Below are 14388 nucleotides of genomic sequence, written 5' to 3'. Positions count from 1 at the left end.
AAAAATACACTAATTCACTAACGCTAAAACAAGGCCCGAACCTCTCCAAAGCACGAAAGTTTAATAACCCGGTTTCGGTTAAAAAAGCTGGTGGTATAAACTTGTACTCTTTTGACATTTTTGTTTTACACGTTCTTTTTATTTATAAATAACATAAAATTATGTTATAAAACAAAAATTGATAATATTTATATATCATCAGCTATATCTTTTATAACCTGGATAGTAATCCATTATATTAGTATCAATTATTTGGGTGTAATTATGGATTTTTTCGAGTCCTTCAGGGAGATCACGGGGAGGATACTTAACAATGAGCAAAAACAGGCGATAATGGATGTTGAAGGCCCTGTACTGGTCACGGCAGGCGCAGGTACTGGAAAGACCACTATGATCACTGCCAAGACCGCTTATTTGATCAAAGAGAAAAAATTGAAGCCTGAAAGGTTATTGATGCTTACTTTTTCGCGCGAAGCCGCCGGACATATGAAAGATGAGCTTGTTAAGGTCGTTCCTGAAGGGCGCGATGTTTACGCTAATACGTTTCATGCGTTTTGCTCTAAATTTCTGAGGGATAATTCGGATACTACTGGCATCACCGATGATCATAAGATACTGGATGAGACTGACGCTAAATTTTTACTTTTTAAGGAACTGGATGTGCCTGCTTATAAGATTGGTAATTACATTACCAGTATACAGAGGGCGAAAGACCTTGACCTGTATCAGCATGACTTTGAAGAATATATTTCGGGTCTTGAATCTCAATTGAAGGGGTATTATTCTAAGAAAAGCGATCTTGAAACGGAAGTTTATAATGCACGTTTCAGGATCAAGACTTTACATCTGGATGTGCAGACAAAGGAGCTGAGGGAAGAAAAGAAACGGCTCAACGAATTCCTTGCGCTGTATGATGAATATGAGAAATATGTCGAGTTTTTAAAAGCATGGAAAGGCTATGAAGAGAAGAAAGCCGAAAAGAAAATGCTTGACTATGCCGACCTCATTAAATTGACGCTGGAGTATGCCAGCGATATCGATGATGAAGTACTGGCCGATCTATATGATTATGTTATCGTCGATGAATTCCAGGATACTAACAGGCAGCAGTTCAAGCTCCTTAAGATATTGACATCTAAATGTAAGAATATCACAGTCGTCGGAGATGAGAATCAGGCTATCTATGCTTTCAGGGGTGCATATCCGGAAAATATCGGGGACTTTAAGAAGGAACTGAAAGCTAAAGAGTATAAGCTTATAGAAAATTATCGCTCGACAGATACGATATTGAGGACTGCGCACAGGCTTATTGTCAATAATTATGATGATCCTGAAGATACTCCTCTGTTAAGATCGGCAAATAATACTGAAGGGGATAAGGTAAGGCTTATCAGCTTGAAAAACCCGAATGAGCAGGCCAGAAGGATAGTCGAGGAAGTTGAACTGTTAGTCAATAACGGCATAAAGCATGATGATATCGCTGTTCTTTTCCGTTCTCACTCGTCCGCGTCTATGATCCAGACTGCTTTTCAGCGACGGGGTGTGCCGTTCCAGCTTGTAAGCAATACAGGTTTCCTGAAGAGGCAGGAGATCAGGACCGCTCTGGCTTATCTTTACGTTATTGCTAACCTGGAAAACCCGAGATATAGCGCGGACCAGCAGTGGTGGAGTCTTTTACATTATAAGTACGGACTGTCTATGTCTGATTCTCACGTTCTCGCAAAAGCGGCAAAAAGGGGCAGCATACAAAATGTCATGATGGGAGCTTTGCCTTCCGGCCTGTCTAAGGAAGGAAGAAATAAGATCCGTTTACTGCTGGCAAAGATACAGGAATTGAGGAATAATAAAAATAAGCCTTTACAGGAACTCTTGCTTGATATTTATGATGTTTCCGGGCTTTCGAGACAGTTCTCGCATGAGGCGACTATTGATAATCGCCTTTCGATGCTTAATTTAAAGCATCTTTATGATGTCATACTGGAATTCCAGGAGTTTTACGGGACTGACCTGCCCGGATTTATTGAGTACATGGAGATGCTGGACGAGCTTGGCGATGACCTTGAGTCTCCACAGATCGAGGATGCTCATGGCGTGGTCTTGATGACCTGTCATGCGGCGAAAGGGCTGGAGTTTGATCATGTCTATATCGCTGATCTTGTGGAAAGTAAGTTCCCCATAACGTCGGGTGGAAGGGAACCTTTGATCCCCGATGAAATGAATGACCGCTATAAGGCGATATTCGAGGCCGGGTACGGATCTGAAAAAGAGATGGAAGAAGCGTTGAAAGCCAGGAAAAAAGAGTTGAGGATCAAAGAAGAAAGGCGTCTTGCATATGTCGCATATACCAGGGCAAAGAAGGTGCTGAATCTTTGTTATGCGAGAAGCTATGGGGATAAAGAAAGGGATCCGTCTGAATTTATCGATGAAGCATGTTATGAAAACGATGAATTGCATAAGGATGTAGAATTTGTTGAGGACATAACTGCAATAGTCGTCGGAATGGACCGGGATTCTGATCTCGATAGGAAGAAAGCAGAGATCAAAAATCTATTACTGGCCAATATGGATTCCGATCCGGAACTGGCTCTCTATAATCTTTTACTTTATCAGAGCCTTTCAGGGAACGGGCATTCGATAAACATACCTGAAGCGAAGACTGCTGCAGAAGAAGCCGGGATCATTCTATCGAATATTAGCGACGGTATTCCCAGAGGCTTAAAATTCGTTCCTGAAGAGTTTAAGTTATCTTTCTCCGCTTTGAAAACTTACCGCGAGTGTCCTAAGAAATTTGAGCTTTCCTATGTGTTGAGGATGCCTTCGCGCGACGATGACAGCGAAGGGGACAGCGCGTTAGGGTTTGGAAGCTTTGTTCATGAAGTGCTCGAACTTGCGGTAAAGAATAAAGTGAATTCGAGAGAGGACATTGATAAGATTGCAAAAGACCTCGCTAAGATGCAGAAATATAATGGAGTAAACATCAAGAGGGCTAATTTGATATTTGACGTGTTTTGGGCACGTAATAAGGATAGGATGTCAAATAACCTGATGACTGAGCAGATGTTCAATTTCGTTCTTGACGGGTATCACTTTACCGGCAAGATAGACCGTATAGATAGAATTGGCAGCAATGGCGACATCGAGATCATTGATTATAAGACTGGAAAGGAGCCTGCTGCCGTTGACCGGGATAGCCAGCTTGTGGTTTATAAACTTGCATTTGAGAATGATCCTGCTTTGAAGGCTTTGGGGTACAATCCTAAGAGGTTGACATTGGAGCTTCTTGAAGATGAGGTTCCTAGGGTGTTTGAGGTTTCAGATGATGGATGTATGAAAAATGTCAATGGGAGATGCAAGGCGGTTAAGATTGAGGATACCCTGGCGGATTTACTCAAGCTTGCAGATGGCATTAAAAATGACTATGAGAAAGGGTTTAATGTGATAGAGAACTGCGGTGGGAATACGGGGCCGGGGAGATATTGCCCGTACCAGATGTATTGTCCGAAATGGAGTTAATATTTCGTGAGTATACAATATATGATAACAAATTTTTTTCTTTCTAATTGAGTAACCTCCACATAATTTAACTTAGTGAAACGTATTCCTTAATTTTTACTCACTCATATGGCGCAGTCCCTAAAACAATCCCCAATATTTTAATTCTCATTTATCATAAATATTAAAAATTTGTGATAATAGAGGTTTTTTGTATAATTTATTTTATGATTATTATTCTTGGGTTTGCTATCTTTTTTCTGGTGAAGTACCTGTATTTGTCTTACTATTTGTGTCAATCATGTTTTTATCAGTTTTATAAATATTTAAGTGATGTTTACATACTTTAGGTAGGTTAGTATGAAAAATCACTCGGCACACATATCCAAATACTTTTACCCATTTATATAAAACATCTCTATTAAAATACAAATACAAATCTCTAAAAATCCAACAATATATCTTATTTATTATCGACAAAACCTATATGCCTAAACTATATTTCATGTTTTATATTTGGAATACACTTAGTGCTCTCGATTTTTCTGTGATAAATGTTGGGTAATACATTCTTTAAATATTACTCGGGTCATTTGGTTAGCTTAAGAATATTCCTCTTCTTGTTAGAACAATTTTTATATCATGCATATTAAAAATATTCTATGTTATTATGCATCATGAAAGTATTTTAAGAACAAAAAATCAAAGAGGAAAACCTGTACCTTTACGAATTAATAGGGAAAAAATGATAAGTGAAGCAATATCTTGGAATAAAGGCACAATAGACAATCCTTGTAAACATGTGGTAGAAATTTTATCCGACAACGTAGAAGTCTATTTTTTAAAACCTGGAAAAGAAACAGAAAGAGAGAAAAACAATAATCCATTTGATATGACCCCTCAGGTAGGAAACTCAGGTATAAAAATGACTTTTCAAGACATCTGGGGACCCTTATCTAAAATCGCTGGAATTAATGAAGATTATTTTAAGTATCTATTGGTTTTAATATATAGAAATGCATATTTATTGGATCACACTATAGTGAATGGGAAAGTAAGATATGAACCTAACGAGCAGATTCTATCTGTAATAACTGATATTGATGATTCTGTTGGGAAGTATCTGCCATATGGCACATTAGGTTTTTTGCATTTTTTAAATATTCTGGGATGGAATGAGGATGTTAAATATCATCATACTGATGATGGTAAACCTACATTTGATGGAAAATATGATTATAATGTCGGTCGGATAAATACTCTCCTAACATGTATTAGGATACCCTATGAGACTTATAAATTCGTTGAATATGTGCACGATATTCCTAATTTGAATAATATCGATTATAAAAAAGTATTTACTCAAATGCAGCAATTAGCGGTATCAAGAGGTACATGTGTTCCTACACAAACACAATTGTTGGAATGGCTGTCTCCGATTCTATATCAATAAAAATAATATAAATATTTATTTTCACAAAATTATTTTTTACACCATTTTTTTATCATATCTTTTGCTTTAATTAAAGATTTATAATATGGATTATTAATATCTTCATCCTGTTCATACATTTTTATTAAAATACAAATATTTAATGTTGCAGCAGTCAAGGTCACTAGAGGTATATCAGTATTATTAATCTCGTTTATAATTCTAGGATCTATTCGATTCGGATAATTATTATTATCTTTAATATGACTGATTCTAATCATTCTATTTTTTAAATGTAAAAATTCTTCGTTATTAAATAATAATAACATAATTGCATCTATACTGTCGAATATGTCTATTGGGCCTACATATCCATTCAAATCCGGGACATCAGTTGTAAATGCTTTTTGTAACAACGTTGTCGCTGGGAAATTTATTCTTTCTGCGGTAATATATGATAAATACTCATTATTATCCGCCAGCCATCCCGGGAACTCTGACCAATTATCTGTGAATTTTGGTGCTCCCTTATCAACCTCATTTATTCCTTCTCTTACCAGTTTTCTTAATAAAAATGAATCAAATGGTATACTTAAATCCAACAATATATTTGATATACTTGTCTCGTCTATATATACTTTATAAAATTTACTACCCATTCCCCTCTGTATACACGCTTTCCAAACTAAACTACCAGAGACCTTCCCATCTTCAGAGTCTGCATTCTCAAATATTACTACACTTGAATCCTGCTCTAATTTTGAAGATAATAATTTTCTACGAATGTTCTTCAATGGTTTTGCTTTAAAGGTCTTATGAACATTACCATTAATTATTGCTTCATCAACTATCTGTACTGGTCTTGATACTATAGGTCCATTATTATTCAAAACTTGCATATCTAATGTCGATTTTGCCCTTTCTTTAAAATCCATATCTTTTATTTTTGAATAGTTCATTTTTATTTTTGTAGATATTGCTTTAGCAAGCGCATAAGATAACTGGCATGGGACTGCATTTCCAATCAATTTATATCTATCATTCAACCTAGATGCCACTAACTGAAAGTCGAGGGGAAATCCCTGTATGCAGGCTACTTCTCGAACTTTTGGCTGTCTAAATATCTTTCTTTTTTTACCTTGGTATAATTGATACTCATCTGTCTCGAATATCAATGACTCTCTTGAGGACGATGTCGCTGTTGCCATGATAGTTCTTGCCGGTACGCTTGGGTCTTCTGGCAAGTTCATTCTACCATACTGAATATGTCGTCTTTTTAAATGTCGCATCTCTTCCCAATACATTGGATGTAAAGAAGTATTATAATTATAATCTCTCAGATCATCTTTTCTAATAAAGTGTCCTCTATAGTTAGGGTCTTCAATAAAGCCAGTTTTTTCACTCACAATTAAACTGTCTTTTAATCTTTTTAAGAGTCCACCTAAACTTACATCAACATCCTTTCCAACTTTTTGGTCATTCATTAATCCTATTGGAAAGTTACCCGCTATGAACCTTTTTCTATTCTCCGGCGCACCAAAATCTGAAGCTGTGAATACTTCACCATATGGTATCTCTAATGAGGATCCTTCTAGACCTAATTCTCTAAATCTATGGGTGGGTATCCCTAATTTTTCATATGATATAGTCCAACCGGAGTTTTTTGAACCATCGCATTCTTCGTTTAATACTGATTCTAATCTTGGAACATTCTCCATAAGCCAATATTTTGGTTTAAATAATGTGACGAACAATAAGTGCTTTCTTACTAAAAGCATACCTTTTTCAATATCCCCTCTACCGGCTTTCTTAGCATAGGAAAATTCTGTACATGGTGGGCTTCCAATAACGATGTCTATTTTATTATATTTTATTTCAAGTTCTTTTTTAATATTTAATATACCATCAACATCAATTTTTAAAAGATCTATGCGATCAGTTTCACCTAAGCCATTAATTGTATGTGTATCGCATGCGGGCTTCCAATTATCGATACCATACACTACATTATAACCTGCTTGATGGAATCCTTCGCTAAAACCCCCTCCTCCACAGAATAAATCGATAACTGTTATTCCTGATGCTTTTTCATTCATTTTGTAGTCACTGTCCTTATAGATGTCACTTTTCATATATAAGATTGACGATCAATCCTTACTATTCTCCTTGGACTTATAACTAATTATAGACCGCGGTAAAAGTATTTTACTATGATATTAGCAAATTAGAATAGGTAATGTATATGGAATTCATAAGGGACGGAAGGTCTCCTATACCCGAGTCAGAAGTAACCTCAAGAGTTATGAGCTCGATAAGGGGAAAAGATACCAAACCTGAACTAAAATTAAGAAAAGCATTAAGAGATGCAGGGCTATCAGGTTATCGGTTACATTGGAAAAAAGCACCTGGTAGACCTGATATTGCTTATCCTGGGAAAAAAATCGCAATATTCGTTCATGGTTGTTTTTGGCATAGATGCCCTAAATGCAATCCCCCGACAACGAAAACACATAAAAATTTTTGGGACGAAAAATTTAGGAAAAATGTTGAAAGGGATAAGAAAAAAACTGAAGCTTTAGTAAATACGGGATGGAAAGTTTTTGTTTTTTGGGAATGTGAGATTGAATCCGATTTGCAAAAATGTGTAGACCAAATACATGAATATATCTCGAATATCGATTACTAAAGATGTTTCAATATTTAATTTTATTATTAATATATTATTTTTACGAAAACCTTTTATACTCTCCAAATAAAACCATCCTATCATGCCTTCCGACTCTTCATCCACCGTCAACGACCTGAAATCCGAAGTCCAGCGCTTCTGCGAAGACCGCGACTGGGACCGTTTCCACAACGCAAAGGATCTGGCGATAGGCATCTCTACGGAAGCCGCCGAGCTACTTGATAACTTCCGCTTCAAGTCAAACAATGAGATAGAAGGCTTATTCTTCAAGGACGAGACCCGCGAGCAGATAACCCAAGAGCTGGCAGACGTCATGTTCTTCATCCTCAGGTTCTCCCAGGTATACGACATCGACCTGGCCGAAGAGCTTACAAAAAAGATGGAGATCAACGAGAAAAAATACCCGGTAGAAAAAGCTCGAGGGTCAAACAAAAAATACACTGAACTCTGAGTATCCAGATAATGATCATAGTTCCATTAATTCTTTTTTGATCTCTTCTTCGCTCTTACCCTCATTCATAGCCAGGTATTTAATAAGATTTCTCAGTGTTCCTTCCCGGATCTCATCATTTCCATGCACTGCAACTGTGATAATTGAACCTTTCCCATCAGCTCTCTTATAACTGTGATGGCTACCCTTGCACGATCTCTTGACGTATCCATGTTTTCTTAGATACTTAAAAATGTCTTTACCTTTAATGACCGGTAACTTTGACCGGGTATCGCCAGAAAAAAGAATTATTACAGGCCAATGATCCTGATGTCGACTTCCATGGAAGGCACATCAAAATGGCATTCTACGGCTTCATCGATATTTTTTAATAGCTCATCCCTATCTTTTCCATCCGTTAATATGCCCTGCTCAAGATCAGCGGCACAAAAATAGCCGTCCTTATCGACTTCGACTTTAAAAGTAGCAGAAAATCTTTTGGACATATCTATAATAACGTTGATCCCTGCGATTTTAAATATATTATGCCTTATTAAAGACATGAGTTGATCTCCCGAAACAAATACTAATGTTTTATACAATATAGTGAAAATTAGTATAAGAATTTATTGATTTTCTGATCTAATCACTTACGTTAATCCCTTCAGCTTAACATACCTTTAAATAAGTTACCAACAATAATTAACCATAACCCTCCTGATCTCATCGACAAAAGAGGCTTCCATAATGACCTCAGACATAAAAACAAGTAAGATCCTAAACAAAGCACTAAACGACCTAAAGTCGCTGTACAGGGAAGAAGGCTTCGAGCCAGGCAACCTTATCCGTCTTGCGGTCAAGCCCCAGTGGAATGTCCTTATAGGCTCAAAGAAACAATGCGGTATTTCAATGAACTATACGGGCATCCACTCGGTCTACGGCAAGTTAGACAAACAGGAATACATAAACTACATAAAAACCCTAGTGGGTAAGCCTCTTTTTGAGATCGCGGAAGAAACAATAAACACCGACGACATCCATAAAAGATCCATCGGCCTGGCAGCATTAAACGCCCTCTCCGGGCCACTCATAATCGGAGACCGTCTCTACGAAAAAGGCTATCGCAGCGATAAGGCCATAAAAGACTTCACCAGGCCTACGGACGTAATAACGATAGTAGGCTACGGCGGCATGGTAAAAGAGTTCCTTGGAAAATCCAAAGAGCTTCATGTAACCGACATCAGGCCAAAAGAATTCTTCGAGACAATAATAGTAGGCGATAAGATAGAACACGGCCCCAGGGACGTCATCCTGCACGGCGCAGAAGAAAATGAAGAAGTCTTGTCCAGGTCGGACGTCGTTTTAATCACCGGCTCAACGCTGATGAACGGCACCTTCGATGATCTGGTGAGCTATGCTAAGAACGCCCGTATCATAAGCATCTACGGCCCCAGCGCGCAGCTCTTGCCCGACTCACTATTCGACAGCGGAGTAAATGTCATACAATCAGTCATGATAGAAGACACAATGAAGCTGCAATATGACATGTATAACGAGCTGGATATGGAAATAGCGTTAAGGATGCATCAGTACAGGTATACCCTGTATAAAGAATGACGTATTAGCGCTTTATAAAGAGAATAATTGCGCCTGACGGATGGCAGGTAGGCACATAACCTCACAGAACCACAGAAACACAAAATTTTTTATATGATTTTTTAAGGGCTCTAAATCTCTAAAAATTACTCACCAAACCACGAAGGCTCTAGTATCACTGTCAACGCTCTAACACCTCTAATGCTCGGCTCAACGCACTAACTTCTCTAATTCACCAACGCTAAAACAAGGCCCGAACATTCTCCAAAACACTAAAGTTTAATGGCGCGGTTTGTGTTGTTCAATGATCGTATACCTGTTCACTTTTTTAGTCTGATGGATAAACTTATAATACTTTATTGCAACTAATAGCAAATTAGTATTGTTTTGTTAAGGTGATCATGATGGAAAGAAAATACGAGAAGTTACCTGATATCGTTGAAACAGCAGCAAAATATACTGTGGATTCGGCTTAACCATCCATAAAAGGCTTGGGGTCGGGCTTCCTGAAAAGACCTATGAGAGATTCATGGTTAAAGAACTCAGAAGCAGAGGGTTCAATGTCAAGACACAGATCAAGATACCTATAGTGTATGACGGCATCGTGTATGATGATGAGTATTTCATCCTGGACATGCTAGTCGACGACTGCCTGGTAGTGGACTTCAAATCCACAGACCAGGTACAGCCTATACACAAAGCACAATTACTCAACTACTTAAGGCTTAGCGGAAAAAGACTCGGCCTATTGATAAATTTCAACGAACAGAACATAGGAAAGGGAATAACAAGAATAATTAACTAAAACGCAAATTTTTTACAACACAAACCGGGATATTAAACTTTCGTGTTTTGGAGAATGTTCGTGCCTTGTTTTAGCGTTGGTGACTTAGAGATATTTGAGCGTTAAGCCGAGCATTAGGGGTGTTAGAGCATTGACAGTGATACTAGAGCCTTAGAGATTTCGTGAGTAACTCTTAGAGAATTTCGTGCCCTTAAAAAATCATATAAAAAATTTTAGTGTTTCCGTGTTTTTGTGAGGTTACGTGCCTACCTGCCATCCGTCAGGCACAACCACAAGATCAACAATATAGTTCAAGTTGAAAGCATAAAATAAAACACCCTATTTCTCGAATTATTTCTAATATTCAGTAATTTTAATCCAATCTTAATATTTTTTTCAATAATATTAAGGTCAATGACTATTATATATTAAATCAGGCAGTATCCATGCCCGATAACAAAAGCGAAGCCAGCGATAACGACAAAACCCTCGACCAGCTAAAAAATGAACTCGATGAGCTTCGCAGCCGCGTGAACGGCCTCGAGGAAGCAAGAAGAAAACAAAAAGAAGCCGAAGACGCGCTAAAAGAAAGCCAGCGATTTCTCTCAACACTCATAAGCAACCTCCCAGGCATGGTCTACCGCTGCCGCAACGACAAAGATTTCACGATGGAGTTCGTGAGCGAAGGCTGCTATCAGATCACAGGATATCTCCCGTCCGACCTTATACATAACAACAAGCTCGCATACAATGACCTGATACACCCCGAAGATCAAGAGCATGTATGGACGAACATACAAAAGGCACTGGAAAAACACGAGCCTTACAGGATAATCTACCGCATAAAAACCGCCACGGGAAAAGAAAAGTGGGTATGGGAGCAGGGACGCGGAGTATATTCATTTAAAGAAAAAGAGATGATGCTCGAAGGCTTCATCACCGACATCACCGAGCGTAAGAAATTCGAGGAAGAGTTAAAGCTTGACCAGTTCCTTGTGGACAAGGCCGCCGACGCGATATTCCTGGTGGACATCGAAGGTAATTTCCACTATGTCAACGACGCTGCCTGCAACTCTTTAGGATATACCTGCAAGGAGTTACAATCCTTAAAAGTGTGGGACATCGACCCGCTATTCACAAAAGAACGATGGCCGAGTCACTGGAAAGAGATCGAGATAAAATCCCCCTGCAAATTCGAATCAGAGCATAAGACTAAAGGCGGAAGGATCTTCCCGGTCGAGGTATCCGTTTATAAATTCACTTTCCATGACGAAGATTTCCACTGCGCTTTTGTCAGAGACATCAGCCGGCGTAAAAAGGCCGAGAAAGGCTTAAAAGAGAGTGAGGAAAAGTATCGGCGCATAGTCCAGGACCAGACTGAGCTGATATGCAGGTTCACTCCCGATCTCCTCCTGACGTTCGTGAACGATGCGTATGCCAGGTACTTCGAAAAGACGAAGGAAGAGCTTTTGGGCAAAAATTTCCTGCCCCTGGTCGAGCCTGAAGATCGGCAATTAGTTATTGATACAATTTATTCTCTTTCTCCTGAGAATCCCCTGAAGACACTGGAAGAGCGTGTTGTTCTTCCGGATGGAAAGATCAAATGGATGCAGTGGATAAACCACGCGTTCTTTAATGAAAAGGGCGAAGTCATCGAGTACCAGGCAGTGGGGCGAGATATGACCGAGCATAAAGAGTATGAGAGATTTTTAAAATGCGCCAATGAATATAACCGCAGCCTTATAGAGTCAAGCCTGGATCCTCTTGTCACGATCTCTCCCGATGGTAAGATAACCGATGTCAATGCCGCTACTGAAAAGATCACCGGCTTTGCACGGGAAGAGCTTATAGGCACCGATTTCTCTGACTATTTCCTGGACCCGGAGAAGGCGAGAGAGGGCTACAGGATAGCGTTCAAAACAGGCTCCGTTAAGGATTATAGCCTGGAGATCAGGCACAAGGATGGCCATATTACTCCCGTAGTCTATAATGCGTCAGTCTATCGGGACGAGTCAGGTGAAGTCATAGGAGTGTTCGCTGCGGCCAGGGATGTCACCGAGCTCAGGATGGCGGAAGATGCACTAAAGCTTGCCAGCGCGTACAACCGCAGCCTTATCGAGGCAAGCCTTGATCCTCTTGTGACCATTTCGCCCGAGGGCAAGATCACCGACGTCAATATCGCCACGGAAATCGTTACAGGTTATTCCCGTGATGAACTGATAGGGACGGATTTCTCTGATTATTTCACCGATCCGGAAATGGCAAGGGAAGGATATAGAAAAGCGTTCAAAGAAGGGCTGGTAAAGGACTACCGTCTTGAGATCAGGCACAGGGACGGCCATATCACACCTGTCCTTTATAACGCGTCTGTATATCTCGACGAGTATGGTAACGTAATAGGCGTGTTCGCCGCGGCCAGGGATATGGCCGAGCGCGATATTGTCGAACGGGCTTTAAAGCTAGCCAACGCTTATAACCGCAGCCTGATCGAAGCGAGTCTCGACCCTCTTGTGACGATATCCCCCGGCGGTAAGATCACCGATGTTAACATGGCGACCGAGAAAGTTACCGGGTACTCTCGAGATGAGCTTATAGGCACCGATTTCTCTGACTATTTCATGGATCCCGGGAAGGCCCGGGAGGGTTACAGGAAAGCGTTCAAGGAGGGTTTCGTAACTGATTACCGCCTTGAGATCCGGCACAGGGACGGCCACATCATACCAGTCCTCTATAACGCATCAGTCTATCGCGACGAGTATGGTAACGTAATAGGCGTGTTCGCCGCTGCCAGGGATATGACCGAGCGCGATAAGGTTGAAAAGGCGCTCAGGGAAAGCGAAGAAAGGTATCGCTCCATAGGGGAACTCATACCTTATGGCGTCTGGATAACCGGTCCGGATGGCGGAATGGAATATTTAAGCAGGTCTTTCCTCGAAATGGCAGGCAAGACCATGGAAGAGTGTAAAGGATATGGGTGGATGGATATTCTTACGCCTGAGGACAGGAAGCGAACGAAAAACGACTGGAAAATGTGTATGGATACAGCCTGTTTCTGGGATTATGAGTATAGTATCATAGGGGCTGACGGAAAATGCCATATCCTGTTATCCCGCGGAGTGCCGATCCGCGATGAAAAAGGCGATATAACTTCCTGGGTAGGGATAAATCTTGACATAACGCAGCGCAAGCGTACGGAAGAAGAGCTAAAAGAGGCAAAGGCACAGTCTGAACTATACGTGGATCTGATGGGCCATGATATCAATAACCTCAACCAGATCGCCATGGGATACCTTGAAATGGCACTTGACATCCTTAAAACGCAGGGGATACTCGAAAAAGATAATATGACCATGCTGGAGAAGCCTATAGAGATGTTACGGAGTAACTCCAAGCTAATAGAGAACGTCAAGAAGATACAGAGAGAGCGCACGGGCCAGATCAAGCCTATGGTGATGGATCTCGGTGTAGTCTTACAGGACGTGGTGAAGCAATATGCGGAGATACCCGGCAGGGAGATCACGATAAACTATATCCCTGTCATAGGCTGCTATGTACTGGCCAACGAATTGATCAAGGATGTCTTCTCTAACCTTGTGGGCAATGCGATAAAACACTCCACAGGACCGCTGACCATTAACATAATACTCAAAAAGGTCTGCGACATGGGCAGGGAGTATTACAAGGTGATGGTGGAGGATAACGGCCCAGGAATACCGGATGATATAAAAACAAAGCTGTTCGAAAGGCTGTCTCTTGCCAGGACACGGGAGTCAGGCAAAGGCTTCGGGCTATGCCTGATAAAGATACTGGTGGATGATTACAACGGGCGTTTCTGGGTAGAGGACCGCGTAGAAGGGGACTATACCAAAGGCTGCAGGTTCGTAGTGATGCTGCCCGTCTATGAAACAAAAGAATCATCATCAGCGCGTTAATAATTGTTACAAATCTCTATTATTTTACCACGAAGG

At 40.2% G+C, this 14388-nt stretch carries 10 protein-coding genes; 7 read left to right on the top strand and 3 right to left on the bottom strand.

What is annotated here, in order from left to right:
* Window positions 1-264: 264 nt before the first annotated feature.
* On the top strand, window positions 265-3513 hold the full coding sequence (locus tag CUJ83_RS02515) for an ATP-dependent helicase (protein WP_230740293.1): 3249 nt from the start codon (window positions 265-267) through the stop codon (window positions 3511-3513).
* Between the two features lie 724 nt (window positions 3514-4237).
* Entirely contained in the window at window positions 4238-4945 is a 708-nt protein-coding gene (locus CUJ83_RS02510) for a hypothetical protein (protein ID WP_230740291.1), read from the top strand.
* A 29-nt stretch (window positions 4946-4974) separates the two neighbouring features.
* Here CUJ83_RS02510 and CUJ83_RS02505 read toward each other — a convergent pair whose 3' ends face one another.
* Window positions 4975-7020, bottom strand: coding sequence for a DNA cytosine methyltransferase (locus CUJ83_RS02505; protein WP_230740289.1), 2046 nt, complete (start codon window positions 7018-7020; stop codon window positions 4975-4977).
* Between the two features lie 146 nt (window positions 7021-7166).
* On the opposite strand from CUJ83_RS02505, the gene CUJ83_RS02500 reads away from it, so the two are divergent.
* A complete protein-coding gene (locus tag CUJ83_RS02500; RefSeq protein ID WP_230740287.1) occupies window positions 7167-7610 on the top strand; it encodes a very short patch repair endonuclease in 444 nt (147 codons plus the stop codon).
* 82 nt (window positions 7611-7692) lie between these two features.
* Window positions 7693-8061, top strand: a complete 369-nt coding sequence (locus tag CUJ83_RS02495; RefSeq protein ID WP_230740285.1) for a nucleotide pyrophosphohydrolase — start codon at window positions 7693-7695, stop codon at window positions 8059-8061.
* A gap of 15 nt (window positions 8062-8076) precedes the next feature.
* Here CUJ83_RS02495 and CUJ83_RS15850 read toward each other — a convergent pair whose 3' ends face one another.
* Both CUJ83_RS15850 and CUJ83_RS02490 read right to left on the bottom strand, forming a co-directional pair.
* Window positions 8077-8295: a type II toxin-antitoxin system HicA family toxin gene (locus CUJ83_RS15850; protein ID WP_369423866.1), complete on the bottom strand. Its 219-nt coding sequence runs from the start codon at window positions 8293-8295 to the stop codon at window positions 8077-8079.
* Window positions 8296-8351: 56 nt separating this feature from the next.
* Window positions 8352-8546: a type II toxin-antitoxin system HicB family antitoxin gene (locus CUJ83_RS02490; protein ID WP_230740283.1), complete on the bottom strand. Its 195-nt coding sequence runs from the start codon at window positions 8544-8546 to the stop codon at window positions 8352-8354.
* A 241-nt stretch (window positions 8547-8787) separates the two neighbouring features.
* On the opposite strand from CUJ83_RS02490, the gene CUJ83_RS02485 reads away from it, so the two are divergent.
* The 3 genes from CUJ83_RS02485 to CUJ83_RS02475 all read left to right on the top strand — a co-directional run bounded on the left by CUJ83_RS02485 (window position 8788) and on the right by CUJ83_RS02475 (window position 14352).
* The gene (locus CUJ83_RS02485) at window positions 8788-9657 is read left to right on the top strand and encodes a Rossmann-like domain-containing protein (protein ID WP_230740282.1); all 870 of its coding nucleotides are present in this window, start codon (window positions 8788-8790) and stop codon (window positions 9655-9657) included.
* A gap of 433 nt (window positions 9658-10090) precedes the next feature.
* Window positions 10091-10441 carry a GxxExxY protein gene (locus CUJ83_RS02480; RefSeq protein ID WP_369423865.1) on the top strand — a complete coding sequence of 117 codons (351 nt, stop codon included), beginning with the start codon at window positions 10091-10093 and terminating at the stop codon, window positions 10439-10441.
* A 425-nt stretch (window positions 10442-10866) separates the two neighbouring features.
* Window positions 10867-14352, top strand: coding sequence for a PAS domain S-box protein (locus CUJ83_RS02475; RefSeq protein WP_230740280.1), 3486 nt, complete (start codon window positions 10867-10869; stop codon window positions 14350-14352).
* The last annotated feature ends 36 nt before the right edge of the window (window positions 14353-14388 follow it).

The sequence above is a fragment of the Methanooceanicella nereidis genome (genome assembly GCF_021023085.1).
GTDB classification, from domain to species: Archaea; Halobacteriota; Methanocellia; order Methanocellales; family Methanocellaceae; genus Methanooceanicella; species Methanooceanicella nereidis.
Note: the sequence above shows the minus strand (reverse complement) of the source record. Positions and strands in the feature narration are given on the sequence as shown.

Bases quoted from the DNA above. Each gene is read 5' to 3' on its own strand.
- CUJ83_RS02505 (WP_230740289.1), bottom strand. From the start codon at position 7,020: ATGAATGAAAAAGCATCAGGAATAACAGTTATCGATTTATTCTGTGGA.
- CUJ83_RS02490 (WP_230740283.1), bottom strand. From the start codon at position 8,546: ATGTCCAAAAGATTTTCTGCTACTTTTAAAGTCGAAGTCGATAAGGAC.
- CUJ83_RS02475 (WP_230740280.1), top strand. From the start codon at position 10,867: ATGCCCGATAACAAAAGCGAAGCCAGCGATAACGACAAAACCCTCGAC.
- CUJ83_RS02510 (WP_230740291.1), top strand. From the start codon at position 4,238: ATGATAAGTGAAGCAATATCTTGGAATAAAGGCACAATAGACAATCCT.
- CUJ83_RS02515 (WP_230740293.1), top strand. From the start codon at position 265: ATGGATTTTTTCGAGTCCTTCAGGGAGATCACGGGGAGGATACTTAAC.
- CUJ83_RS02485 (WP_230740282.1), top strand. From the start codon at position 8,788: ATGACCTCAGACATAAAAACAAGTAAGATCCTAAACAAAGCACTAAAC.
- CUJ83_RS02500 (WP_230740287.1), top strand. From the start codon at position 7,167: ATGGAATTCATAAGGGACGGAAGGTCTCCTATACCCGAGTCAGAAGTA.
- CUJ83_RS02495 (WP_230740285.1), top strand. From the start codon at position 7,693: ATGCCTTCCGACTCTTCATCCACCGTCAACGACCTGAAATCCGAAGTC.